The sequence below is a fragment of the Streptomyces sp. AM 4-1-1 genome (assembly GCF_029167625.1).
In the GTDB taxonomy this organism is placed as follows: Bacteria; Actinomycetota; Actinomycetes; order Streptomycetales; family Streptomycetaceae; genus Streptomyces.
The window spans coordinates 4650861-4673065 of the sequence record NZ_CP119145.1; the positions used below are offsets into that span (position 1 = coordinate 4650861).

The following is a 22205-nucleotide window of genomic DNA, read 5'->3' on the forward strand; positions in this document are numbered from 1 at the left end:
CGACTATGACTCACACCGAAGGGACAACCATGGAAGCCAGGGCCCAGGCGCGGTACATCCGCGTCACGCCCATGAAGGCCCGCCGCGTGGTGGACCTCATCCGTGGCATGGACGCCACGGAGGCTCAGGCGGTCCTGCGTTTCGCCCCGCAGGCCGCGAGCGTGCCGGTTGGCAAGGTGCTCGACAGCGCCATCGCCAACGCCGCACACAACTACGATCACCCGGACGCCTCTTCGCTGGTCATCAGCGAGGCCTACGTGGACGAGGGCCCGACCCTGAAGCGGTTCCGTCCGCGTGCTCAGGGCCGTGCCTACCGGATCCGTAAGCGGACCAGCCACATCACCGTGGTCGTCAGCAGCAAGGAAGGAACCCGGTAATGGGCCAGAAGGTTAACCCGCATGGGTTCCGGCTCGGCATTACCACGGACTTCAAGTCCCGTTGGTACGCCGACAAGCTGTACAAGGACTACGTCAAGGAAGACGTCGCCATTCGTCGCATGATGACGAAGGGCATGGAGCGGGCCGGTATCTCGAAGGTCGAGATCGAGCGCACCCGCGACCGCGTCCGCGTTGACATCCACACCGCCCGTCCGGGCATCGTCATCGGTCGCCGCGGCGCCGAGGCCGATCGCATCCGCGGCGAGCTGGAGAAGCTGACCGGCAAGCAGGTCCAGCTGAACATCCTCGAGGTCAAGAACCCCGAGGTGGACGCTCAGCTGGTGGCCCAGGCCGTCGCCGAGCAGCTCTCCTCCCGTGTCTCCTTCCGTCGTGCCATGCGCAAGAGCATGCAGAGCACGATGAAGGCGGGCGCCAAGGGCATCAAGATCCAGTGCGGCGGTCGTCTCGGCGGCGCCGAGATGTCCCGCTCGGAGTTCTACCGCGAGGGCCGCGTGCCCCTGCACACGCTCCGCGCGAACGTCGACTACGGCTTCTTCGAGGCCAAGACGACCTTCGGCCGCATCGGCGTGAAGGTCTGGATCTACAAGGGCGACGTCAAGAACATCGCCGAGGTCCGCGCCGAGAACGCCGCTGCCCGCGCCGGCAACCGTCCGGCCCGAGGCGGCACCGACCGTCCGGCCGGCCGCGGTGGCCGCGGTGGCGAGCGTGGCGGTCGCGGTCGCAAGCCGCAGCAGCAGTCGGCTCCGGCTGCCGAGGCCCCCAAGGCCGAGGCTCCCGCCGCTGCCGCTCCGGCTGCTGAGAGCACCGGAACGGAGGCCTGACCGAAATGCTGATCCCCCGTAGGGTCAAGCACCGCAAGCAGCACCACCCGAAGCGCAGCGGTATGTCCAAGGGTGGTACGCAGGTTGCGTTCGGCGAGTACGGCATCCAGGCGCTGACCCCGGCGTACGTGACGAACCGCCAGATCGAGGCAGCTCGTATCGCGATGACCCGCCACATCAAGCGTGGCGGCAAGGTCTGGATCAACATCTACCCGGACCGCCCCCTGACGAAGAAGCCCGCCGAGACCCGCATGGGTTCCGGTAAGGGTTCTCCCGAGTGGTGGATCGCGAACGTCAAGCCCGGTCGGGTGATGTTCGAGCTGTCCTACCCGAACGAGAAGATTGCTCGTGAGGCGCTCACCCGCGCTGCTCACAAGCTTCCGATGAAGTGCCGGATCGTTCGGCGCGAGGCAGGTGAGTCGTGATGTCGGCCGGTACCAAGGCGTCCGAGCTGCGCGAGCTGGGCAACGAGGAGCTTCTCAACAAGCTTCGCGAGGCCAAGGAAGAGCTGTTCAACCTCCGCTTCCAGGCGGCGACCGGACAGCTCGAGAACCACGGCCGGCTCAAGTCCGTCCGTAAGGACATCGCCCGGATCTACACCCTGATGCACGAGCGTGAGCTGGGCATCGAGACGGTGGAGAGCGCCTGATGAGCGAGAAGACTGTGACTGAGACCAACACCGACCGCGGATTCCGCAAGACCCGTGAGGGTCTGGTCGTCAGCGACAAGATGGACAAGACCGTCGTCGTCGCTGTCGAGGACCGCGTCAAGCACGCCCTGTACGGCAAGGTCATCCGCCGTACGAACAAGCTCAAGGCCCACGACGAGCAGAACACCGCCGGCGTCGGCGACCGCGTCCTCATCATGGAGACCCGGCCGCTGTCCGCGACGAAGCGGTGGCGCATCGTCGAGGTCCTCGAGAAGGCCAAGTAATTCCTGAGGGGTATTCCCTCGGGCAGGTTCCGCCAGGCTCGGTGGGGCCGCGTGCGCGTGACGTACGCGGCCCCGCCGGGAACCGGCAGACGATCAGGAGACAGACGTGATCCAGCAGGAGTCGCGACTTCGTGTCGCCGACAACACGGGTGCGAAGGAAATCCTCACCATCCGTGTTCTCGGCGGTTCGGGTCGCCGCTACGCGGGCATCGGTGACGTCATCGTGGCCACCGTCAAGGACGCGATCCCCGGTGGCAACGTGAAGAAGGGTGACGTCGTCAAGGCCGTCATCGTTCGCACCGTCAAGGAGCGTCGTCGTCAGGATGGCTCGTACATCCGCTTCGACGAGAACGCAGCCGTCATTCTGAAGAACGACGGCGACCCCCGCGGCACCCGCATCTTCGGCCCCGTGGGCCGGGAACTGCGCGAGAAGAAGTTCATGAAGATCATCTCGCTCGCGCCGGAGGTGCTGTAAGCATGAAGATCAAGAAGGGCGACCTGGTTCAGGTCATCACCGGTAAGGACAAGGGCAAGCAGGGCAAGGTCATCGTGGCCTACCCCACGCTCGACCGCGTCCTCGTCGAGGGTGTCAACCGGGTCAAGAAGCACACCAAGGCCGGTCAGACGGCTCGCGGCTCGCAGACCGGTGGCATCGTCACCACCGAGGCCCCGATTCACGTCAGCAACGTACAGCTGGTCGTGGAGAAGGACGGCAACAAGGTCGTCACCCGCGTCGGCTACCGCTTTGACGACGAGGGCAACAAGATCCGCGTTGCCAAGCGGACCGGTGAGGACATCTGATGACTGCCACCACTGCGCCGCGTCTCAAGACGCGCTACCGCGAGGAAATCGCCGGCAAGCTGCGTGAGGAGTTCTCCTTCGAGAACGTCATGCAGGTTCCCGGTCTGGTCAAGATCGTGGTCAACATGGGTGTGGGCGACGCCGCCCGCGACTCCAAGCTGATCGACGGCGCCGTGCGCGACCTCACCACGATCACCGGCCAGAAGCCGGCCGTCACCAAGGCCCGCAAGTCCATCGCGCAGTTCAAGCTGCGCGAGGGCCAGCCGATCGGCTGCCACGTCACCCTTCGTGGTGACCGGATGTGGGAGTTCCTGGACCGTACGCTGTCGCTCGCGCTGCCGCGTATCCGTGACTTCCGTGGTCTGTCGCCGAAGCAGTTCGACGGCCGCGGCAACTACACCTTCGGTCTCACGGAGCAGGTCATGTTCCACGAGATCGACCAGGACAAGATCGACCGGGTCCGGGGCATGGACATCACCGTGGTCACCACGGCGACCAACGACGACGAGGGTCGTGCCCTCCTTCGTCACCTCGGCTTCCCGTTCAAGGAGAACTGACCGTGGCGAAGAAGTCCCTGATCGCTAAGGCCGCCCGCAAGCCGAAGTTCGGCGTGCGCGGGTACACCCGTTGCCAGCGCTGCGGCCGGCCCCACTCCGTCTACCGCAAGTTCGGCCTGTGCCGCGTGTGCCTTCGTGAGATGGCTCACCGTGGCGAGCTGCCGGGCGTGACCAAGAGCTCCTGGTAATTCTCCTTCGCCCCTCGGGCGTTGAGGATTCCGGAAGCTCTCGGTAAGCATCTGGTCGGCAGGAGCCCCGCCCCGCATGCCGTAGGCTTGCAGGGTTGGGCGCCTGCCGCCCTGACCGACTTACTACGCCGTAGGTCCCCGCACCGCACCCGTCCCGCCACTGAGTGGGGAGAGGGATGGCGCATACAGGAAACCCCGGCGAGAGAGGCCGAAGGCCAATTCATGACCATGACTGATCCCATCGCAGACATGCTCACGCGTCTGCGTAACGCGAACTCGGCGTATCACGACTCCGTCCTGATGCCGCACAGCAAGATCAAGTCGCACATCGCGGAGATCCTCCAGCAGGAGGGCTTCATCACCGGCTGGAAGGTCGAGGACGCCGAGGTCGGCAAGAACCTCGTCCTCGAGCTGAAGTTCGGCCCGAACCGCGAGCGCTCGATCGCCGGCATCAAGCGGATCTCGAAGCCGGGTCTGCGTGTCTACGCGAAGTCCACCAATCTGCCGAAGGTCCTCGGCGGCCTGGGCGTGGCGATCATCTCCACGTCCCACGGTCTCCTGACCGGCCAGCAGGCCAGCAAGAAGGGCGTAGGTGGGGAAGTCCTCGCCTACGTCTGGTAGTCGGGAACGGAGGAAAAGCTAATGTCGCGAATCGGCAAGCTCCCCATCCAGGTTCCCGCCGGTGTGGACGTCACCATCGATGGCCGCACGGTCGCCGTGAAGGGCCCCAAGGGCTCCCTCTCGCACACCGTCGCCGCGCCGATCGAGGTCACCAAGGGTGAGGACGGCGTTCTCAACGTCACCCGCCCGAACGACGAGCGTCAGAACAGGGCTCTCCACGGCCTGTCCCGCACGCTGGTGGCGAACATGATCACCGGTGTGACCCAGGGATATGTGAAGGCGCTCGAGATCAGCGGTGTCGGTTACCGCGTCCAGGCGAAGGGCTCCAACCTGGAGTTCGCCCTGGGCTACAGCCACCCGGTCGTCGTCGAGGCTCCGGAAGGCATCACCTTCAAGGTCGAATCGCCCACGAAGCTTTCGGTCGAGGGCATCGACAAGCAGAAGGTCGGCGAGGTAGCCGCCAACATCCGCAAGCTGCGGAAGCCCGACCCGTACAAGGCCAAGGGCGTCAAGTACGCGGGCGAGGTCATCCGCCGCAAGGTCGGAAAGGCTGGTAAGTAGCCATGGCATACGGTGTGAAGATCGCCAAGGGCGACGCGTACAAGCGTGCCGCCATCAAGCGCCGCCACATCCGCGTCCGCAAGCACATCTCCGGTTCGCCGGAGCGGCCGCGCTTGGTTGTGACGCGTTCCAACCGCCACATGGTCGCCCAGGTCATCGACGACATCGCGGGCCACACGCTCGCGTCGGCTTCGACCCTGGACTCGTCCATCCGTGGCACCGAGGGTGACAAGAGCGCCCTGGCCAAGCAGGTCGGGGCCCTGGTCGCCGAGCGTGCCAAGGCCGCAGGCGTCGAGGCCGTCGTGTTTGACCGCGGTGGCAACCAGTACGCCGGGCGGATTGCCGCTCTGGCTGACGCCGCCCGTGAAGCCGGGCTGAAGTTCTAAGCCCCGGTTCCTACGCACAGCGGACGTAACAGAGAGAGGTAATTCCAATGGCTGGACCCCAGCGCCGCGGAAGCGGTGCCGGTGGCGGCGAGCGGCGGGACCGGAAGGGCCGTGACGGTGGCGCCAGCGCCGCCGAGAAGACCGCGTACGTCGAGCGCGTCGTCGCGATCAACCGCGTCGCCAAGGTTGTGAAGGGTGGTCGTCGCTTCAGCTTCACCGCGCTGGTCGTGGTGGGCGATGGTGACGGCACCGTCGGTGTCGGATACGGCAAGGCCAAGGAAGTTCCCGCGGCCATCGCCAAGGGCGTTGAAGAGGCCAAGAAGAGCTTCTTCAAGGTTCCGCGCATCCAGGGCACCATCCCTCACCCGATCCAGGGCGAGAAGGCTGCGGGCGTCGTTCTGCTCAAGCCGGCTTCCCCCGGTACCGGTGTGATCGCCGGTGGCCCGGTGCGCGCCGTCCTCGAGTGCGCCGGCGTCCACGACATCCTGTCGAAGTCGCTCGGTTCCTCGAACCCGATCAACATCGTGCACGCGACCGTGGCGGCCCTTCAGGGCCTGCAGCGTCCCGAGGAGATCGCGGCCCGCCGCGGTCTGCCCCTCGAGGACGTCGCTCCCGCGGCTCTGCTCCGTGCGCGTGCGGGAGCGGGTGCGTAATGGCTCGCCTCAGGATCACGCAGACGAAGTCGTACATCGGCAGCAAGCAGAACCACCGCGACACCCTGCGTTCGCTCGGGCTCAAGCGCCTGAACGACGTGGTCGTCAAGGAGGACCGCCCCGAGTTCCGCGGAATGGCTCAGACCGTCCGCCACCTCGTGACGGTTGAGGAGGTCGACTGACATGGCGGAGAACAGCCCGCTGAAGGCCCACAACCTTCGGCCCGCCCCGGGCGCCAAGACCGCCAAGACCCGTGTGGGTCGTGGTGAGGCGTCCAAGGGTAAGACCGCCGGTCGTGGTACCAAGGGCACCAAGGCCCGTTACCAGGTTCCGGAGCGCTTCGAGGGTGGGCAGATGCCCCTCCACATGCGTCTCCCGAAGCTCAAGGGCTTCAAGAACCCGTTCCGCACGGAGTACCAGGTCGTGAACCTGGACAAGCTCGCGACGCTCTACCCCGAGGGTGGAGAGGTCACGGTGGCCGGTCTGGTCGCCAAGGGCGCCGTGCGCAACAACCACCTCGTCAAGGTCCTTGGCCAGGGCGAGATCTCCGTGGCGCTGCAGGTTTCGGTTGACGCCGTCTCCGGCTCCGCCAAGGAGAAGATTGCCGCCGCGGGCGGCAGCGTCACCGAGCTCGTCTGAGACAACTCGGACAACTCGATGGACTGAACATCCGACCGGGGATGCCTCTCATATGGGGCATCCCCGGTTGGTCGTTCCTAGGGGGGCATGGTCGCCGGTAAGGTGGCGTCCGTTCTTGCTGTATTACGCCTGGGGGACATCCCCCGGACTCCCACTGATCCCGTATTCGTCGATCCTCAAGACCCGCCTCTGACGCTTTGCGCGGGGGTCGCAGGAGGCACCGTGCTCACCGGCTTCGCCCGGGCGTTCAAGACGCCCGACCTGCGCAAGAAGCTGCTCTTCACGCTCGGCATCATCGTGCTCTACCGGCTCGGGGCACACATCCCGGTCCCGGGAGTGAGCTACGAGAACGTCCAGACCTGTGTTGATCACGCCAGTAAGGGCAACAACAGCCTCTTCGGCCTGGTGAACATGTTCAGCGGTGGTGCACTGCTGCAGATCACGATCTTCGCGCTCGGCATCATGCCGTACATCACGGCCAGCATCATCCTTCAGCTGCTGACCGTCGTCATCCCCCGGCTGGAGGCCCTCAAGAAGGAGGGTCAGTCCGGTCAGGGCAAGATCACGCAGTACACGCGTTACCTGACGGTCGCGCTCGCCATCCTCCAGGGAACCGGCCTGGTGGCGACCGCCCGCAGCGGCGCTCTCTTCAGCGGCTGCCCGGTCGGCGACCAGATCGTCCCCGACAAGTCGATGTTCTCGACGGTCGTCATGGTCATCACGATGACCGCGGGCACCGCCGCCGTCATGTGGCTCGGTGAGCTCATCACCGACCGCGGCATCGGCAACGGCATGTCGATCCTGATGTTCATCTCGATCGCCGCCAGCTTCCCCGGCTCGCTGTGGGCCATCAAGGAGAGCGGCAAGCTCGCCGACGGCTGGATCGAGTTCGGCACCGTCATCCTGATCGGCTTCGTGATGGTGGCCCTCGTGGTCTTCGTCGAGCAGGCCCAGCGCAGGATTCCGGTCCAGTACGCGAAGCGCATGATCGGCCGTCGTTCCTACGGGGGTACATCGACGTACATCCCGTTGAAGGTCAACCAGGCGGGCGTGATCCCCGTGATCTTCGCTTCTTCGCTGCTCTACATCCCGGCCCTGGTGGTCCAGTTCTCGAACTCGACGGCCGGCTGGGCCACGTGGATCAAGGACCACTTCGTCAAGGGTGACCATCCGTACTACATCGTCACGTACTTCCTCCTGATCGTGTTCTTCGCATTCTTCTATGTGGCGATCTCGTTCAACCCCGAGGAAGTCGCCGACAACATGAAGAAGTATGGTGGCTTCATCCCGGGTATCCGGGCCGGTCGACCTACTGCCGAGTACCTGAGCTACGTGCTCAACAGGATTACTTGGCCGGGCTCGCTGTACTTGGGCCTGATCGCTCTGGTGCCGACGATGGCGTTGGCAGGCTTCGGGGGCGCGAACCAGAACTTCCCGTTCGGCGGGACGAGCATCCTGATCATCGTGGGTGTGGGTCTGGAAACCGTGAAGCAGATTGAGAGTCAGCTCCAGCAGCGCAATTACGAAGGGTTCCTCCGCTGATGAGAATCGTCCTCGTCGGGCCGCCCGGTGCCGGCAAGGGAACGCAGGCCGCGTACCTTGCCAAGAACCTGTCGATTCCGCACATCTCAACGGGCGACCTCTTCCGCGCCAACATCAGCCAGGGCACCGACCTTGGCAAGCAGGCCCGCGCCTTCATGGACGCGGGGCAGCTGGTGCCGGACGAAGTCACCATCGCCATGGCCAAGGACCGCATGTCGCAGTCGGACGCCGTGAACGGCTTCCTGCTCGACGGTTTCCCGCGGAACGTGGGACAGGCCGAGGCGCTGGACGAGATGCTGAAGAGCGAGGGCGTACAGCTGGACGCCGTGCTCGATCTGGAAGTCCCCGAGGACGAGGTGGTCAAGCGCATCGCCGGCCGCCGCATCTGCCGCAACGACAGCGCGCACGTCTTCCACGTGGCGTACAACAAGCCGAAGACCGAGGGTGTCTGTGACCTCTGCGGCGGCGAGCTGTACCAGCGGGACGACGACAGCGAGGAGACGGTACGGACCCGGCTGGAGGTCTACCACACGCAGACCGAGCCGATCATCGACTACTACCGGGCCCAGAACCTGGTGGTCACCATCTCCGCGCTCGGCAAGGTCACCGAGGTGACCGAGCGGGCCATGGTGGCTCTCAAGAAGTCCGACGAGGTCTGAGCAGAACCCGTCACCTGTTTCATCACGGTCGGCCGCGGCGCCCGAGGGCGCCGCGGCCGACCGTTTGCGCCGTATCGTTGAGTACGCCGCAGCCGTCACCGTCCGATGCAGAGAGGCGCCGCGCACATGGTGCAGATCAAGACCCCCGAGCAGATCGCGAAGATGCGCGAGGCGGGGCTGGTGGTCGCCGCCATTCACGCCGCCACCCGTGAGGCGGCCGTGCCCGGCGCCACCACCCACGACCTCGACCAGGTCGCCCGCAAGGTGATCGCCGACCACGGCGCCACGTCGAACTTCCTGGGCTACGGCGGCTTCCCGGCGACCATCTGCACCTCGGTGAACGAGGTCGTCGTGCACGGCATCCCGGACGAGAAGACCGTCCTGAAGGACGGCGACATCATCTCGGTCGACGCCGGCGCGATCATCGACGGCTGGCACGGCGACGCCGCGTACACCGTCTTCGTCGGCACGGGGCACGCGCCGGAGCTGATCGAGCTGTCGCGCGTGACCGAGGAGTCCATGTGGGCCGGGATCGCCGCGATGAAGTCGGGCAACCGGCTCGTCGACATCTCGAAGGCGATCGAGTCCTACATCCGCCGCCAGCCCCGCCCGGCGAGCGGCAAGTACGGGATCATCGAGGACTACGGCGGCCACGGCATCGGCACCGAGATGCACATGGACCCGCATCTGCTGAACTACGTCTCCCGCAAGCGCGGCAAGGGCGTCAAGCTGGTCCCCGGCCTCTGCCTGGCCATCGAGCCGATGGTGTCGCTGGGGACGGCGCGGACCGAGGTGCTGGAGGACGACTGGACCGTCATCACGACGGACGGCAGCTGGTCCTCGCACTGGGAGCACTCGGTGGCCATCACCGAACAGGGCCCGCTGGTCCTGACGTCCCCGGACTGCGGTCGCGCGAAGCTCGCGCAGTACGGGATCGAGGCGGCGCCGGAGCCGCTGGGCTGAGGCCGGGGCGGGCGGAGTCCGCGCGGCGGTCCGAAGCCTGTGAGGCGCTTCGGCGCGATCCGCGAGGGTCGCAGGGGGAGGGGTCGGGATCGAGGTGGCCCCGAATCCGCTGGGCTGAAGTCGGGGCGGGCGGAGTCCGCGCGGCGGTCCGAAGCCTGTGAGGCGCTTCGGCGCCGATCCGCGGGGGGCGCGCGGGGAGGCGTGGAGGTGGGACGTGTCGGGGATGCGCGGGGGTGTCGGACGTCTAAGGATCACCGCAGGTGGGCACACTCCTCGGATTCGTCTTTTCGATCGGGCTGTCGTAGACTGACGCGTCGGCTCTCGTGTATCCGTGTGTCCGCACTCGGCAGCGAGATTCGATCAAGGTAGCCGATTCGAAAGGCGAAGCGTGGCCAAGAAGCAAGGTGCCATCGAAATTGAGGGCACCGTGATCGAGTCCCTCCCGAACGCAATGTTCCGGGTGGAACTCCAGAACGGTCACAAGGTCCTCGCGCACATCAGCGGCAAGATGCGGATGCACTACATCCGAATCCTTCCCGATGACCGGGTCGTGGTGGAGCTGTCTCCGTACGACCTGACGCGTGGCCGGATCGTCTACCGGTACAAGTAGATCTTGCCCGCATCCCGCTCCGGCGGGGTGGTGGCACTGACCCGGAGAACCTGACATCCCATGAAGGTCAAGCCGAGCGTCAAGAAGATCTGCGACAAGTGCAAGGTGATCCGCCGCCACGGCCGGGTCATGGTCATCTGCGACAACCTGCGCCACAAGCAGCGCCAGGGCTGACGCACGACCCCCTGCATCTCGCAGCACTTCGCGCGACGCACGTAATTCGTACATACGCAGAACCCGTCCAAGCCACGGCTGACGGCACCTCCGGCGGGGGCCGGGGACCCGGGCGTACCACCTCCCTTTCGAGGAGAGGTCGGCGGCCGGGAGCGGTTCTGCGGAAGACCCCCGATATTCAACAGGAGCCATTGAATGGCACGCGTTTCAGGTGTTGACATCCCGCGCGAAAAGCGCGTGGAGGTTGCCCTCACCTACGTCTTCGGCATCGGCCGCACCCTGGCGAAGGAGACTCTCGCCGCCACCGGTGTGAACCCCGACGCCCGCGTCCGTGACCTCGCGGAAGAGGATCTGGTCAAGATCCGCGAGTACGTGGACGCCAACCTCAAGACCGAGGGTGACCTTCGTCGCGAGATCCAGGCCGACATCCGCCGCAAGGTCGAGATCGGCTGCTACCAGGGTCTGCGCCACCGTCGCGGCCTCCCGGTCCACGGCCAGCGCACCAGCACCAACGCGCGTACCCGCAAGGGCCCGCGTCGCGCCATCGCCGGTAAGAAGAAGCCGGGCAAGAAGTAGTCCTCAGCGGACGCACTGCGGCCTCCTGAGGGTCTTCCCTCAGACCTCCGCAGCAACAAGCGGTCTTCGCTGTAGGACCGACCACCTCCACGCAGGAGTAAAGACATGCCCCCCAAGGGACGTCAGGGCGCAGCCAAGAAGGTGCGCCGCAAGGAAAAGAAGAACGTCGCTCACGGCCTCGCGCACATCAAGAGCACGTTCAACAACACGATCGTCTCGATCACGGACCCCGCGGGCAACGTGATCTCGTGGGCCTCCGCCGGTCACGTCGGTTTCAAGGGCTCGCGCAAGGCCACCCCCTTCGCCGCGCAGATGGCCGCCGAGTCGGCCGCCCGCCGCGCGCAGGAGCACGGCATGCGCAAGGTGGACGTCTTCGTCAAGGGTCCCGGCTCCGGCCGTGAGACCGCGATCCGCTCCCTCCAGGCCACCGGTCTTGAGGTCGGCTCGATCCAGGACGTCACCCCGACGCCGCACAACGGCTGCCGTCCGCCCAAGCGTCGCCGCGTCTGATCCGTACCACCTGTCCGGGCACCGGGCCGGCCGAGTGATCGGCCGCCGGGCGCCGGAACAGCTGATCGTCGGGTCCCGCTCGAAGTAGCAGCGGGCCCGTCGGTCCGGGCGGCACGTCCCTTTCGGGGCGGGCCGCCCGTACCCTTGTAGTACCTACGGCGTCAAATAGTGGGCGCCGAAGATTCTGGAGGCCATTCCTCATGCTGATCGCTCAGCGTCCGTCGCTGACCGAAGAGGTCGTCGACGAGTTCCGCTCCCGGTTCGTGATCGAGCCGCTGGAGCCGGGCTTCGGTTACACCCTCGGCAACTCCCTGCGTCGTACGCTCCTCTCCTCGATCCCGGGTGCGGCCGTCACGTCCATCCGTATCGACGGTGTCCTGCACGAGTTCACCACCGTGCCGGGCGTCAAGGAGGACGTCACCGACCTCATCCTCAACATCAAGCAGCTGGTCGTCTCCTCGGAGCACGACGAGCCGGTCGTGATGTACCTGCGCAAGCAGGGCCCCGGCCTGGTCACCGCCGCGGACATCGCGCCGCCCGCCGGTGTCGAGGTGCACAACCCGGACCTGGTCCTGGCCACGCTGAACGGCAAGGGCAAGCTGGAGATGGAGCTGACCGTCGAGCGCGGTCGCGGCTACGTCTCGGCCGTCCAGAACAAGCAGGTGGGCCAGGAGATCGGCCGGATTCCGGTCGACTCGATCTACTCGCCGGTGCTCAAGGTCACGTACAAGGTCGAGGCGACCCGTGTCGAGCAGCGCACCGACTTCGACAAGCTGATCGTCGACGTCGAGACCAAGCAGGCCATGCGTCCCCGTGACGCCATGGCGTCGGCCGGTAAGACCCTGGTCGAGCTGTTCGGTCTGGCGCGCGAGCTCAACATCGACGCCGAGGGCATCGACATGGGCCCGTCGCCGACGGACGCCGCGCTCGCCGCCGATCTGGCGCTGCCGATCGAGGAGCTGGAGCTCACGGTCCGGTCGTACAACTGCCTGAAGCGCGAGGGCATCCACTCGGTGGGCGAGCTCGTGGCGCGCTCCGAGGCCGATCTGCTCGACATCCGCAACTTCGGTGCGAAGTCGATCGACGAGGTCAAGGCGAAGCTGGCCGGTATGGGCCTGGCGCTCAAGGACAGCCCGCCCGGATTCGACCCGACCGCCGCCGCCGACGCCTTCGGCGCGGACGACGACGCGGACGCCGGTTTCGTCGAGACCGAGCAGTACTAGTGCCGCCTTCCGGCAAGCTTCGCCCCGTCGCGCCGTCCAGCACGCACGGTCGCCGCGTTGGCCGAAAGCCCTGGTAGCTCTTCCCCCAAGGTCTTGAGGACCAGGGGGACCCCCTCCAGGACTTCCGGCCGCCTTGCGATCGCACGCGCCGGACGACGCTCCTTCGGGGCAATCACTGCCGGGAGCGGCACCAGTAGGACGAGTTCTGGGGCGGGGGCCCGCGTCGCGCGGGTTCCCGCCCAGCACTTCCGGGGGGCAGCCGCCTCACGGGAACTGACACCGGTACCTGATACGGCCGGTGCAGCACACAAGGAGAAACACCATGCCGAAGCCCGCCAAGGGTGCCCGTCTGGGCGGCAGCGCCGCGCACGAGCGTCTGCTCCTCGCGAACCTCGCGAAGGCACTGTTCGAGCACGGCCGCATCACCACGACCGAGGCCAAGGCCCGCCGGCTGCGTCCGGTCGCCGAGCGCCTGGTCACCAAGGCCAAGAAGGGCGACATCCACAACCGTCGCCTGGTGCTCCAGACGATCACGGACAAGAGCATCGTGCACACGCTCTTCACCGAGATCGCCCCCCGGTACGAGAACCGCCCCGGTGGTTACACCCGTATCACCAAGATCGGCAACCGTCGTGGCGACAACGCCCCGATGGCCGTCATCGAGCTGGTCGAGGCGCTGACCGTGGCGCAGGCCGCCACCGGTGAGGCCGAGGCCGCGACGAAGCGCGCGGTCAAGGAGGACGCCCTCAAGAAGGACGCCGCTCCCGTCGAGGACGCGAAGCCGGTCGAGGACGCGAAGCCGGTCGAGGACGCCAAGCCCGCCGACGACGCGGAGTCGAAGGACGCCTGAGCGTTCCGAGATCACAGGACGGGCCCGCATCACCCTTCGGGGCGGTGCGGGCCCGTTCCGCATGGGGCGTCATGGGGCGGTACGGCGGCGGCTTGAGAGGATCGTTGGGTGAGTGACGAAGTGGGGCCCGGCCTGGTCCGGGTACGGCTGGACCTTTCGTACGACGGCCGGGACTTCTCCGGGTGGGCGAAGCAGACGAGCAGGCGGACCGTGCAGGGGGACATCGAGGACGCGCTGCGGACCGTGACGCGGTCCTCGCGGACGTACGAGCTGACGGTGGCCGGGCGGACCGACGCCGGAGTGCACGCCCGGGGACAGGTGGCGCACGTCGACCTGCCGGCCGAGGTGTGGGCCGAGCACGGTGACAAGCTGCTGCGGCGGATGGCGGGGCGGCTGCCGCAGGACGTCCGGATCGGTCGGATCGCCGAGGCGCCCGCCGGATTCAACGCGCGGTTCTCGGCGCTGTGGCGGCGGTATGCGTACCGGGTCTCGGACCGGCCCGGTGGGGTCGATCCGCTGCTGCGCGGTCATGTGCTGTGGTGCGACCGGCCGTTGGACGTGGACGCGATGAACGCGGCGGCGGCCGGGATGACCGGTGAGCACGACTTCGCCGCGTACTGCCGCAGGCGCGAGGGCGCGACGACGATCCGTACGCTCCAGCGGCTGAGCTGGGAGCGGGATGAGGTGTCCGGGATCATCACGGCGACCGTGCGGGCCGACGCCTTCTGCCACAACATGGTGCGGGCGCTGGTGGGCGCCATGCTGTTCGTCGGCGACGGGCACCGGCCGGCCGGGTGGCCCGCACGGGTGCTGGCCGCCGGGGTGCGGGACTCCGCGGTGCACGTGGTGCGTCCGCACGGTCTCACGCTGGAGGAGGTCGCCTATCCCGCCGACGAGCTGCTGGCCGCGCGGAGCAAGGAGGCCCGCAACGTGCGGTCACTGCCCGGTGGCGGCGGCGGTGGCTGCTGCTGACGCCTGGGCCTCGCCGCGGTGGTGGATCTGGCGGACGGTGAAGTCCGTCAGATCGTCGCCGACGGTGAAGACGCCCTGGTCGCCCTTGCTGACGCTCTTGCCGCTGACGAAGCCGCTGACCGCGAAGTAGGCGTACCGGCCGTAGGAGTTGGCGGTGCGGCGGCAGACCGCGCCGCCCCGGCAGAAGGTGGGGACGCCCGCTCCGCTCAGTGAGGCGATGCCGCCGGTGGCCTCCTCGGCGGCGCGCTTGGCCTTGTCGGCGGTCGCGAAGACGGCCACGCCCACGGTGACGGCGACGCCGTCCTTGTTGTACGTGGCGCGGATGACCTGGTCGCAGCCGTGTGCGACGAGGACGGTGCCGAGGTCGCCCTGGGTGGCCGTGGCGCAGTTCGTGACCCGGTTCGTGGCGCCCTTGAGGTAGACGCGGTCGCCCATGGTGAGCTTCCTGCCGGGGAAGAGGGTGTCGGCGCCGAGCGGTGCCTTGTCCTTGCCGGCGCTGGAGATGAAGTCCATCGGGTTCGGCGGGGGGAGCGGGGCGACCGACGAGAACGACGGTTCGGGGCCGGTGGGCTCGGCCGGCAGGTCGGCGGGCGAGGGCAGCGCGCTCGCGTTCCTGCCCGAAGCCCCGGAGTCGTCGCCGTGGGCCGAGATGACGGCGGTCGCGACGATCGCCGCCACCGCGGCCGTGGCGAGCGCCCCGCCGCCGATCATCAGCCACTTCCTGCGCCGGGCGCGGGCCGCCGACTCCTCCGCGAGCGCCGCCCAGTCCGGGGTCTGTCCGCCCCCTGGCCCCCAGGAGGGCCCCCCATCCCCAAAGCTCATGCGGCGCATCCTAACGACCTCGCTCAGGGGCCGGGCCGTCATGCTCCGTAATCCGGTTGGGCGAACGCTTCCCGGGCCGTGACAATGCTCGGTATGGGACATCTTGAGGCGGGTCATCTGGAGTACTACCTACCGGACGGGCGGGTGCTGCTCGGCGACGCGTCGTTCCGGGTCGCGGACGGCGCGGTGGTCGCCCTGGTCGGGGCCAACGGCGCGGGGAAGACGACGCTGCTGCGGTTGCTGGCGGGGGAGCTCCAGCCGCACGGCGGTTCGGTGTCGGTGAGCGGCGGGCTCGGTGTGATGCCGCAGTTCGTGGGGTCGGTGCGGGACGAGCGGACCGTCCGGGACCTGCTGGTGTCGGTCGCCCAGCCCAGGATCAGGGAGGCGGCGCGGGCGGTCGACCGGGCCGAGGAGCTGATCCTCACCGTCGACGACGAGGCCGCGCAGATGGCGTACGCGCAGGCGCTGAGCGACTGGGCGGAGGTGCGCGGGTACGAGGCCGAGACGCTGTGGGACATGTGCACGACGGCGGCGCTCGGTGTCCCGTACGAGAAGGCGCAGTGGCGTGAGGTGCGCACGCTCAGCGGCGGTGAGCAGAAGCGGCTGGTCCTGGAGGCGCTGCTGCGCGGGCCGGACGAGGTGCTGCTGCTCGACGAGCCGGACAACTATCTGGACGTGCCGGGCAAGCGGTGGCTTGAGGAGAAGCTCAAGGAGACCCGTAAGACCGTGCTGTTCGTCTCGCACGACCGGGAGCTGCTGTCCCGGGCCGCCGAGAAGATCGTCAGTGTGGAGCCGAGCCCGGCGGGCTCGGACGTGTGGGTGCACGGTGGCGGATTCGGTACGTACCACCAGGCGCGCAAGGAGCGGTTCGCCCGCTTCGAGGAGCTGCTGCGGCGCTGGGAGGAGGAGCACGCCCGGCTGAAGGCGCTGGTCCTGCGGTTGCGGCAGCAGGCGGCGAACAGTCCCGACATGGCGTCGCGCTACCGGGCGATGCAGACCCGCTTCAAGAAGTTCGAGGACGCCGGGCCGCCGCCGGAGCCGCCGCGCGAGCAGGACATCAAGATGCGGCTGCGGGGCGGCCGGACCGGGGTGCGGGCGGTGATCTGCGAGGGTCTTGAGCTGACCGGGCTGATGAAGCCTTTCGACCTGGAGATCTACTACGGGGAGCGGGTCGCCGTCCTCGGTTCGAACGGTTCGGGGAAGTCGCACTTCCTGCGGCTGCTGGCGGGGGACACCTCGGTCGCGCACACCGGGACGTGGCGGCTGGGCGCCCGGGTGGTGCCGGGGCACTTCGCGCAGACGCACGCGCATCCGGAGCTGCTGAGCAGGACGCTCGTCGAGATCCTGTGGTCGGAGCACGCCAAGGACCGGGGCGGCGCGATGTCCGTGCTGCGGCGGTACGAGCTGGAGCGGCAGGGGGACCAGGCGTTCGAGAAGCTGTCCGGCGGACAGCAGGCGCGGTTCCAGATCCTGCTGCTGGAGCTGGCGGGGACGACGGCGCTGCTGCTGGACGAGCCGACGGACAACCTGGACCTGGAGTCGGCCGAGGCGTTGCAGGACGGCCTGGAGGTGTACGACGGGACGGTGCTGGCGGTCACGCACGACCGGTGGTTCGCGAAGTCCTTCGACCGGTACCTGGTCTTCGGGTCGGACGGGGTGGTACGGGAGTCGACGGAGCCGGTGTGGGACGAGCGGCGGGTGGTCCGGGCCCGCTGACGTGGGCGTGGCGTGACGGACGGGCCGTGACGGGCGGGCCGGGCGGCGCGGGGGGCCGTTTTGACCCGCGTGGGGGAGCAGCGGTAGCCTTCTGGTTTGTTATGCGTATTGGCTTGGTCGTTCTCACGCGAGGGGCCCTTACGCCGGTCCACCGGGCCGATGACCAGCGGCAAGCACTCGGGTTGCGTCCCCGATGTGCGGTCTAGGCTGTCGATCGTCCGGGTGGCCTTGTCAGGACTCACTCACTGAAGAAGCGAAGGCTACGACCGTGCGTACGTACAGCCCCAAGCCCGGAGATGTGACGCGCCAGTGGCACGTCATCGACGCGCAGGACATCGTCCTGGGTCGTCTGGCGACTACGGCAGCGAACCTCCTCCGAGGCAAGCACAAGGCGATTTACGCCCCCCACATGGACATGGGCGACTTCGTCATCATCATCAACGCCGAGAAGGTCCACCTCTCCGGCAACAAGAAGACCCAGAAGATGGCGTACCGCCACTCCGGTTACCCGGGTGGTCTCCGCTCCGTCCGTTACGACGAGCTGCTCGCCAAGAGCCCCGAGAAGGCCGTCGAGAAGGCCATCAAGGGCATGATCCCCAAGAACACCCTGGGTCGTCAGATGCTCTCGAAGCTGAAGATCTACGCGGGCGACCAGCACCCGCACGCTGCCCAGCAGCCGGTCCCGTTCGAGATCACCCAGGTCGCGCAGTAGTTTCCGGCCTCCCCCCAAAGACGTAAAGAAAGATCTGAGGAGAATCGTGGCCGAGACCACTGTTGAGACGACCACCGAGGACGTGGCGGGCACCGAGGGCGAGGAGACCTTCGCGGAGGTCACCACCTTCGAGTCCGAGGTCCCCGTCGAGGGCGAGTACACCAGCGAGTCGCTGGCGTCCCGCTTCGGCGACCCGCAGCCCGCGGCCGGCCTCGGCCGTCGCAAGAACGCCATCGCCCGCGTCCGGATCGTCCCGGGCACCGGCAAGTGGAAGATCAACGGTCGCACCCTTGAGGACTACTTCCCCAACAAGGTGCACCAGCAGGAAGTCAACGAGCCCTTCAAGGTGCTCGAACTCGACAACCGCTACGACGTCATCGCCCGCATCTCGGGTGGCGGCATCTCCGGTCAGGCCGGTGCCCTGCGCCTCGGCGTGGCCCGCTCGCTGAACGAGGCGGACGTGGACAACAACCGCGCCCCGCTGAAGAAGGCCGGCTTCCTCTCCCGCGACGACCGTGCGGTCGAGCGCAAGAAGGCCGGTCTCAAGAAGGCCCGTAAGGCCCCGCAGTACAGCAAGCGCTAAACCGCCTGCTCATCCGCGTTACACGCCCGCCCCGGCGGCACACTCTGTGCCGTCGGGGCGTTCGTTTATCGACCCCCGTAGGCGTATAACGGCATAAGACGTTCATAGACTTGCCACGCCTCGCCTGCTTTGGCTTGCTTTCTTTTTGGGTTTTCGGAGCATTTTCGGAGGACACCAGTGGGACGACTCTTCGGCACGGACGGCGTGCGCGGTGTCGCCAACGCGGATCTCACGGCCGAGCTCGCGCTCGGTCTGTCGGTCGCCGCGGCGCACGTACTCGCCGAAGCGGGCACGTTCGAAGGCCATCGGGCCACAGCGGTGGTCGGACGTGACCCCCGCGCGTCCGGGGAGTTCCTGGAGGCCGCCGTCGTGGCGGGTCTCGCGAGCGCGGGCGTGGACGTGCTGCGCGTCGGCGTGCTGCCGACCCCCGCCGTCGCCTATCTGACCGGGGCGCTGGGCGCGGACCTGGGCGTGATGCTCTCCGCCAGCCACAACGCGATGCCGGACAACGGGGTCAAGTTCTTCGCGAGGGGCGGTCACAAGCTCCCCGACGAGCTGGAGGTCCGGATCGAGACGATCTACGACCAGCACCGCACCGGTGCCCCGTGGGCGCGGCCCACCGGCGCCGGGGTCGGCCGGGTGACCGACTACACCGAGGGCTTCGACCGGTACGTCGCCCACCTCATCGGGGTCCTCCCGAACCGGCTCGACGGTCTGAAGGTCGTCCTGGACGAGGCGCACGGCGCCGCCGCCCGGGTCTCGCCCGAGGCATTCGCGCGGGCCGGCGCCGAGGTCATCACGATCGGCGCCGAGCCGAACGGGCTGAACATCAACGAGGGCTGCGGCTCCACCCACCTGGCCCTGCTGAGGAACGCCGTCGTCGAGCACGGCGCCGACCTCGGCATCGCGCACGACGGTGACGCCGACCGCTGCCTGGCCGTGGACGGCGCGGGCGAGGAGGTCGACGGCGACCAGATCCTGGCCGTACTGGCCCTCGCCATGCGTGAGGCCGGGCAGCTGCGCAAGGACACCGTCGTCGGCACGGTGATGTCCAACCTCGGTTTCAAGATGGCGATGGAGCGGGAGGGCATCCAGCTCGTCCAGACCGCCGTCGGTGACCGTTACGTCCTGGAGTCGATGAAGGCCGAGGGGTACGCGCTGGGCGGCGAGCAGTCCGGCCACGTGATCGTCCTGGACCACGCGACGACCGGGGACGGCACGCTGACCGGTCTGATGCTGGCGGCCCGGGTGGCCGCCACCGGCCGTACGCTCGCCGATCTGGCCGGGGTGATGGAGCGGCTGCCGCAGGTCCTCATCAACGTGCCCGACGTCGACAAGTCCCGCGTCGGCACGTCGTCGGAGCTGGCGGTGGCGGTCGCCGAGGCGGAGCGCGAGCTGGGCGCCACCGGCCGCGTACTGCTGCGCAAGTCGGGCACCGAGCCGCTGGTACGGGTGATGGTCGAGGCCGCCGACATCGAGCACGCCCGCTCGGTGGCCGAGCGGCTGGCAGATGTGGTGAAGTCCGCCCTCGGGTAGTGGGCTCACGGCCTCCCCCACGACAGGGAGCCCGCGACACCGCTCGCGGCTTCGTCGGGGGGAGGTCGGCACCGGCCGCCCGGCGGCCCCCGGCGGTGCGGTGATCCGCGCCGGGGGGCCGCCGGGCGGCTCCGTCATCCCGCCCGGCCGCCGCGCCGGGTGAGCGCCCACAGGCCCTTCTGGGCCAGCAGCGTCAAGGTGCCCGCGAGGACGATCCCGCCCAGGTTCGCCAGCAGCTGCGCGCCCGATCCCCAGGTCTGCTGGAGATCCTGGTAGCTGAAGGCCACCGCCGCGTTCGCGGCTGCCGGGACCGTGGTCACCGAGATCGCCACACCGATCAGCGCGCCCGACTTGGCCGAGGTGAGGGAGAGCGTCCCGGCGATGCCCGCCAGGAGCGCCACCACGAACGAGATCCAGTCCGGCTGCCAGATGAACGATGTGTTCGGCCGGTCCGCCTCCACCATGGCGGCCGTGAAGAGGCCGAAGGAGTTCAGCAGCCGGGCGAACCCCGCGGTCAGCGCCACGGCCACCGCGAAGCCGCCGATCAGCGCCCAGAACGACCGCGCCACCAGGCGCGGGGCGCGCTGCACGATCGCCGTGGACATCCCCGCCAGTGGGCCGAACTCCGGTCCCACCGCCATCGCGCCCACGATCAGGACCGCGTTGTCGAGCATCACACCGCAGGCCGCGAGCATCGTCGCCAGCGACAGGAACGCGACGTAGGTGACGCTGAACGCCGACTCCTCGTGGGTGACCTCCGTCAGCTCCTCCCACAGCACCGCGTCCGAGCTCTCGCCGGGCGCCGCCGCCTCGGCCCGGTCCGCGTCTGCGGAGAGCGTCAGCTCCAGGCTCTCGGCGGTGATCGCCCCGGTCCGGCCGAGCCCGAGCCCGCGCAGCTCCCCGATCAGTTCGTCGGCCGCCTCGCGCGCGACGTCGCAGAGCACCACGTCACCGGCGGGTGAGCGCGCGGCGCCGGGCAGCACCACCAGGTGCGCGGTACCGGTGGCCTGCTCCAGGAGACGTACCACGTCGTCCGTGAGCCCGGTGGGGACGATCAGACGCAGGTGCAGCACACCGCTCCTCGATGCTCGGGCCGGCGGTCAGAGTTTGCGCAGGGACAGCCGCTGGACCTTGTGGTCGGGGCCCTTGCGGAGCACCAGGGTGGCACGGCCCCTGGTGGGCGCGACGTTCTCCAGCAAATTGGGCTTGTTGACGGTCCGCCACATCGTGCGGGCGTAGTCCAGCGCCTCTTCCTCGGAGACCTGGGTGTACTTGCGGAAGTACGAGAACGGGTTCTGGAAGGCGGTCTCGCGCAGCGTCCGGAACCGGTTGAGGTACCAGGTCTCGATGTCCTCGGGGCGCGCGTCCACGTACACGCTGAAGTCGAAGTAGTCGGCCAGCCCGACCCTGGTCCGGCCGTCCTTGCCGGGCAGCGCGGGCTGGAGGACGTTGAGCCCCTCGACGATCAGGATGTCCGGGCGGCGCACGGTCAGCCGCTCGCCCTCCACGATGTCGTAGATCAGGTGCGAGTAGACGGGCGCGGTCACCTCGTCCTTGCCCGCCTTGATGTCGGCGACGAACCGGGTCAGGGCGCGGCGGTCGTACGACTCGGGGAAGCCCTTGCGGGACATCAGTCCGCGCGCCCGCAGCTCCTTCATCGGCAGCAGGAACCCGTCCGTGGTGACCAGCTCCACCCTCGGGTGTTCCGGCCACCGCGCCAGCAGTGCCTGGAGGAGCCGCGCGACGGTGGACTTGCCGACGGCGACGCTGCCCGCGACCCCTATGACGAACGGGGTGCCGCGCTGCTCGCCGTGGCCGCCCCCGGCGTCGCCGAGGAAGGTGTTGAGGGCGCCGCGCAGACCGGAGGTGGCCTGGACGTAGAGGTTCAGCAGCCGGGACAGCGGCAGATAGACGTCGCGTACCTCGTCGAGGTCGATGACGTCCCCGAGCCCGCGCAGCCGCTCCACCTCGTCGGCGGTCAGTGGCAGCGGGGTCCGCTCGCGCAGGGCGCTCCACTCGGCACGGGTCAGGTCGACGTACGGCGTCGACGGGTGCTCGGCCCGGCGGTGGGTGGTCCGGTGCGACGAAGTGATCACGGATTCATTGTCGCGGGAGTTGCCCCGCGATGGGGGGTGGGCTCGGTCACGTGGCGCAAGGGCGGTGGCCGCGGCCTGCGGCGGTCAGGCGGCGCGGTCGCGT

Annotated in this window: 32 protein-coding genes; 29 read left to right on the top strand and 3 right to left on the bottom strand. The window is 68.2% G+C overall.

The features are described from left to right. Positions 1–29 precede the first annotated feature (29 nt). From rplV to truA, 25 genes are all read left to right on the top strand, one after another. Positions 30–377, top strand: a complete 348-nt coding sequence (gene rplV, locus PZB75_RS19725; RefSeq protein ID WP_026290933.1) for a 50S ribosomal protein L22 — start codon at positions 30–32, stop codon at positions 375–377. Further along, entirely contained in the window at positions 377–1219 is an 843-nt protein-coding gene (rpsC, locus tag PZB75_RS19730; protein ID WP_275536626.1) for a 30S ribosomal protein S3, read from the top strand. The genes rplV and rpsC overlap by 1 nt, the downstream gene beginning before the upstream one ends. Positions 1220–1224: 5 nt before the next feature. Beyond that, positions 1225–1644: a 50S ribosomal protein L16 gene (gene rplP, locus PZB75_RS19735; RefSeq protein WP_014047785.1), complete on the top strand. Its 420-nt coding sequence runs from the start codon at positions 1225–1227 to the stop codon at positions 1642–1644. Further along, positions 1644–1868, top strand: a complete 225-nt coding sequence (gene rpmC / locus PZB75_RS19740) for a 50S ribosomal protein L29 (protein ID WP_275536627.1) — start codon at positions 1644–1646, stop codon at positions 1866–1868. The genes rplP and rpmC overlap by 1 nt, the downstream gene beginning before the upstream one ends. After that, positions 1868–2152 carry a 30S ribosomal protein S17 gene (gene rpsQ / locus PZB75_RS19745; RefSeq protein WP_275536628.1) on the top strand — a complete coding sequence of 95 codons (285 nt, stop codon included), beginning with the start codon at positions 1868–1870 and terminating at the stop codon, positions 2150–2152. Before rpmC ends, rpsQ begins: the two co-directional genes overlap by 1 nt. Before the next feature lie 106 nt (positions 2153–2258). Beyond that, on the top strand, positions 2259–2627 hold the full coding sequence (gene rplN / locus PZB75_RS19750; RefSeq protein ID WP_003966950.1) for a 50S ribosomal protein L14: 369 nt from the start codon (positions 2259–2261) through the stop codon (positions 2625–2627). Positions 2628–2629: 2 nt separating this feature from the next. Further along, positions 2630–2953 (top strand): 50S ribosomal protein L24, encoded by a 324-nt coding sequence (rplX, locus tag PZB75_RS19755; RefSeq protein WP_275536629.1) that lies wholly within the window; start codon positions 2630–2632, stop codon positions 2951–2953. Further along, complete coding sequence (gene rplE / locus PZB75_RS19760; protein ID WP_275536630.1) at positions 2953–3510, top strand: 50S ribosomal protein L5; 558 nt, start codon at positions 2953–2955, stop codon at positions 3508–3510. Before rplX ends, rplE begins: the two co-directional genes overlap by 1 nt. Positions 3511–3512: 2 nt before the next feature. Then, positions 3513–3698, top strand: coding sequence for a type Z 30S ribosomal protein S14 (locus PZB75_RS19765; RefSeq protein ID WP_024491590.1), 186 nt, complete (start codon positions 3513–3515; stop codon positions 3696–3698). A 222-nt stretch (positions 3699–3920) separates the two neighbouring features. Continuing rightward, positions 3921–4319, top strand: a complete 399-nt coding sequence (rpsH, locus tag PZB75_RS19770) for a 30S ribosomal protein S8 (protein ID WP_275536631.1) — start codon at positions 3921–3923, stop codon at positions 4317–4319. 21 nt (positions 4320–4340) lie between these two features. Next, entirely contained in the window at positions 4341–4880 is a 540-nt protein-coding gene (gene rplF, locus PZB75_RS19775) for a 50S ribosomal protein L6 (RefSeq protein ID WP_275536632.1), read from the top strand. Between the two features lie 2 nt (positions 4881–4882). Beyond that, positions 4883–5266: a 50S ribosomal protein L18 gene (gene rplR / locus PZB75_RS19780; protein WP_275536633.1), complete on the top strand. Its 384-nt coding sequence runs from the start codon at positions 4883–4885 to the stop codon at positions 5264–5266. 47 nt (positions 5267–5313) lie between these two features. Then, complete coding sequence (gene rpsE / locus PZB75_RS19785; protein WP_056796577.1) at positions 5314–5919, top strand: 30S ribosomal protein S5; 606 nt, start codon at positions 5314–5316, stop codon at positions 5917–5919. Beyond that, positions 5919–6101, top strand: coding sequence for a 50S ribosomal protein L30 (rpmD, locus tag PZB75_RS19790; protein WP_275536634.1), 183 nt, complete (start codon positions 5919–5921; stop codon positions 6099–6101). The genes rpsE and rpmD overlap by 1 nt, the downstream gene beginning before the upstream one ends. 1 nt (position 6102) lies before the next feature. After that, positions 6103–6558 carry a 50S ribosomal protein L15 gene (gene rplO, locus PZB75_RS19795; protein ID WP_275536635.1) on the top strand — a complete coding sequence of 152 codons (456 nt, stop codon included), beginning with the start codon at positions 6103–6105 and terminating at the stop codon, positions 6556–6558. Between the two features lie 222 nt (positions 6559–6780). Then, complete coding sequence (gene secY / locus PZB75_RS19800) at positions 6781–8100, top strand: preprotein translocase subunit SecY (RefSeq protein ID WP_275536636.1); 1320 nt, start codon at positions 6781–6783, stop codon at positions 8098–8100. Further along, complete coding sequence (locus PZB75_RS19805; RefSeq protein ID WP_275536637.1) at positions 8100–8759, top strand: adenylate kinase; 660 nt, start codon at positions 8100–8102, stop codon at positions 8757–8759. Before secY ends, PZB75_RS19805 begins: the two co-directional genes overlap by 1 nt. 126 nt (positions 8760–8885) lie before the next feature. Beyond that, on the top strand, positions 8886–9722 hold the full coding sequence (gene map, locus PZB75_RS19810; RefSeq protein WP_275536638.1) for a type I methionyl aminopeptidase: 837 nt from the start codon (positions 8886–8888) through the stop codon (positions 9720–9722). Between the two features lie 388 nt (positions 9723–10110). Beyond that, on the top strand, positions 10111–10332 hold the full coding sequence (gene infA, locus PZB75_RS19815; protein WP_014047798.1) for a translation initiation factor IF-1: 222 nt from the start codon (positions 10111–10113) through the stop codon (positions 10330–10332). Positions 10333–10392: 60 nt separating this feature from the next. After that, positions 10393–10506 carry a 50S ribosomal protein L36 gene (rpmJ, locus tag PZB75_RS19820; protein WP_003956441.1) on the top strand — a complete coding sequence of 38 codons (114 nt, stop codon included), beginning with the start codon at positions 10393–10395 and terminating at the stop codon, positions 10504–10506. 195 nt (positions 10507–10701) lie between these two features. Further along, a complete protein-coding gene (gene rpsM / locus PZB75_RS19825) occupies positions 10702–11082 on the top strand; it encodes a 30S ribosomal protein S13 (RefSeq protein ID WP_275536639.1) in 381 nt (126 codons plus the stop codon). Between the two features lie 105 nt (positions 11083–11187). Continuing rightward, entirely contained in the window at positions 11188–11592 is a 405-nt protein-coding gene (gene rpsK / locus PZB75_RS19830; RefSeq protein ID WP_275536640.1) for a 30S ribosomal protein S11, read from the top strand. Between the two features lie 200 nt (positions 11593–11792). After that, the gene (locus tag PZB75_RS19835; protein ID WP_003966937.1) at positions 11793–12815 is read left to right on the top strand and encodes a DNA-directed RNA polymerase subunit alpha; all 1023 of its coding nucleotides are present in this window, start codon (positions 11793–11795) and stop codon (positions 12813–12815) included. Positions 12816–13137: 322 nt separating this feature from the next. Continuing rightward, a complete protein-coding gene (rplQ, locus tag PZB75_RS19840) occupies positions 13138–13665 on the top strand; it encodes a 50S ribosomal protein L17 (RefSeq protein WP_275536641.1) in 528 nt (175 codons plus the stop codon). Positions 13666–13773: 108 nt separating this feature from the next. Next, a complete protein-coding gene (gene truA / locus PZB75_RS19845; protein WP_275536642.1) occupies positions 13774–14637 on the top strand; it encodes a tRNA pseudouridine(38-40) synthase TruA in 864 nt (287 codons plus the stop codon). On the opposite strand, the gene PZB75_RS19850 is transcribed toward truA, so the two are convergent. Then, positions 14602–15459: a hypothetical protein gene (locus PZB75_RS19850; protein ID WP_275536643.1), complete on the bottom strand. Its 858-nt coding sequence runs from the start codon at positions 15457–15459 to the stop codon at positions 14602–14604. The two genes, truA and PZB75_RS19850, sit on opposite strands and share 36 nt — an antisense overlap. Before the next feature lie 93 nt (positions 15460–15552). Here PZB75_RS19850 and PZB75_RS19855 point away from each other — a divergent pair, with 93 nt between their 5' ends. The 4 genes from PZB75_RS19855 to glmM all read left to right on the top strand — a co-directional run bounded on the left by PZB75_RS19855 (position 15553) and on the right by glmM (position 20006). Further along, complete coding sequence (locus tag PZB75_RS19855; protein WP_275536644.1) at positions 15553–17175, top strand: ATP-binding cassette domain-containing protein; 1623 nt, start codon at positions 15553–15555, stop codon at positions 17173–17175. Between the two features lie 268 nt (positions 17176–17443). Further along, positions 17444–17887: a 50S ribosomal protein L13 gene (gene rplM, locus PZB75_RS19860; RefSeq protein WP_275536645.1), complete on the top strand. Its 444-nt coding sequence runs from the start codon at positions 17444–17446 to the stop codon at positions 17885–17887. 82 nt (positions 17888–17969) lie between these two features. Then, positions 17970–18470 (top strand): 30S ribosomal protein S9, encoded by a 501-nt coding sequence (gene rpsI / locus PZB75_RS19865; RefSeq protein WP_275538775.1) that lies wholly within the window; start codon positions 17970–17972, stop codon positions 18468–18470. Between the two features lie 177 nt (positions 18471–18647). After that, positions 18648–20006, top strand: coding sequence for a phosphoglucosamine mutase (gene glmM, locus PZB75_RS19870; protein WP_275536646.1), 1359 nt, complete (start codon positions 18648–18650; stop codon positions 20004–20006). A 134-nt stretch (positions 20007–20140) separates the two neighbouring features. On the opposite strand, the gene PZB75_RS19875 is transcribed toward glmM, so the two are convergent. After that, positions 20141–21079 carry a DUF389 domain-containing protein gene (locus PZB75_RS19875; RefSeq protein WP_275536647.1) on the bottom strand — a complete coding sequence of 313 codons (939 nt, stop codon included), beginning with the start codon at positions 21077–21079 and terminating at the stop codon, positions 20141–20143. Positions 21080–21106: 27 nt separating this feature from the next. After that, positions 21107–22102 (bottom strand): type I pantothenate kinase, encoded by a 996-nt coding sequence (coaA, locus tag PZB75_RS19880; RefSeq protein WP_275536648.1) that lies wholly within the window; start codon positions 22100–22102, stop codon positions 21107–21109. Positions 22103–22205: the final 103 nt, after the last annotated feature.

Bases quoted from the DNA above. Each gene is read 5' to 3' on its own strand.
- rpmJ (WP_003956441.1), top strand. From the start codon at position 10,393: ATGAAGGTCAAGCCGAGCGTCAAGAAGATCTGCGACAAGTGCAAGGTG.
- rpsM (WP_275536639.1), top strand. From the start codon at position 10,702: ATGGCACGCGTTTCAGGTGTTGACATCCCGCGCGAAAAGCGCGTGGAG.
- rplF (WP_275536632.1), top strand. From the start codon at position 4,341: ATGTCGCGAATCGGCAAGCTCCCCATCCAGGTTCCCGCCGGTGTGGAC.
- rpsQ (WP_275536628.1), top strand. From the start codon at position 1,868: ATGAGCGAGAAGACTGTGACTGAGACCAACACCGACCGCGGATTCCGC.
- rplO (WP_275536635.1), top strand. From the start codon at position 6,103: ATGGCGGAGAACAGCCCGCTGAAGGCCCACAACCTTCGGCCCGCCCCG.
- PZB75_RS19835 (WP_003966937.1), top strand. From the start codon at position 11,793: ATGCTGATCGCTCAGCGTCCGTCGCTGACCGAAGAGGTCGTCGACGAG.
- PZB75_RS19850 (WP_275536643.1), bottom strand. From the start codon at position 15,459: ATGAGCTTTGGGGATGGGGGGCCCTCCTGGGGGCCAGGGGGCGGACAG.
- rplQ (WP_275536641.1), top strand. From the start codon at position 13,138: ATGCCGAAGCCCGCCAAGGGTGCCCGTCTGGGCGGCAGCGCCGCGCAC.
- rpsE (WP_056796577.1), top strand. From the start codon at position 5,314: ATGGCTGGACCCCAGCGCCGCGGAAGCGGTGCCGGTGGCGGCGAGCGG.
- rpmD (WP_275536634.1), top strand. From the start codon at position 5,919: ATGGCTCGCCTCAGGATCACGCAGACGAAGTCGTACATCGGCAGCAAG.
- PZB75_RS19855 (WP_275536644.1), top strand. From the start codon at position 15,553: ATGGGACATCTTGAGGCGGGTCATCTGGAGTACTACCTACCGGACGGG.
- rpmC (WP_275536627.1), top strand. From the start codon at position 1,644: ATGTCGGCCGGTACCAAGGCGTCCGAGCTGCGCGAGCTGGGCAACGAG.
- rplE (WP_275536630.1), top strand. From the start codon at position 2,953: ATGACTGCCACCACTGCGCCGCGTCTCAAGACGCGCTACCGCGAGGAA.
- rpsC (WP_275536626.1), top strand. From the start codon at position 377: ATGGGCCAGAAGGTTAACCCGCATGGGTTCCGGCTCGGCATTACCACG.
- rplX (WP_275536629.1), top strand. From the start codon at position 2,630: ATGAAGATCAAGAAGGGCGACCTGGTTCAGGTCATCACCGGTAAGGAC.
- rpsK (WP_275536640.1), top strand. From the start codon at position 11,188: ATGCCCCCCAAGGGACGTCAGGGCGCAGCCAAGAAGGTGCGCCGCAAG.
- rplV (WP_026290933.1), top strand. From the start codon at position 30: ATGGAAGCCAGGGCCCAGGCGCGGTACATCCGCGTCACGCCCATGAAG.
- rpsH (WP_275536631.1), top strand. From the start codon at position 3,921: ATGACCATGACTGATCCCATCGCAGACATGCTCACGCGTCTGCGTAAC.
- PZB75_RS19805 (WP_275536637.1), top strand. From the start codon at position 8,100: ATGAGAATCGTCCTCGTCGGGCCGCCCGGTGCCGGCAAGGGAACGCAG.
- rplR (WP_275536633.1), top strand. From the start codon at position 4,883: ATGGCATACGGTGTGAAGATCGCCAAGGGCGACGCGTACAAGCGTGCC.
- rplP (WP_014047785.1), top strand. From the start codon at position 1,225: ATGCTGATCCCCCGTAGGGTCAAGCACCGCAAGCAGCACCACCCGAAG.
- map (WP_275536638.1), top strand. From the start codon at position 8,886: ATGGTGCAGATCAAGACCCCCGAGCAGATCGCGAAGATGCGCGAGGCG.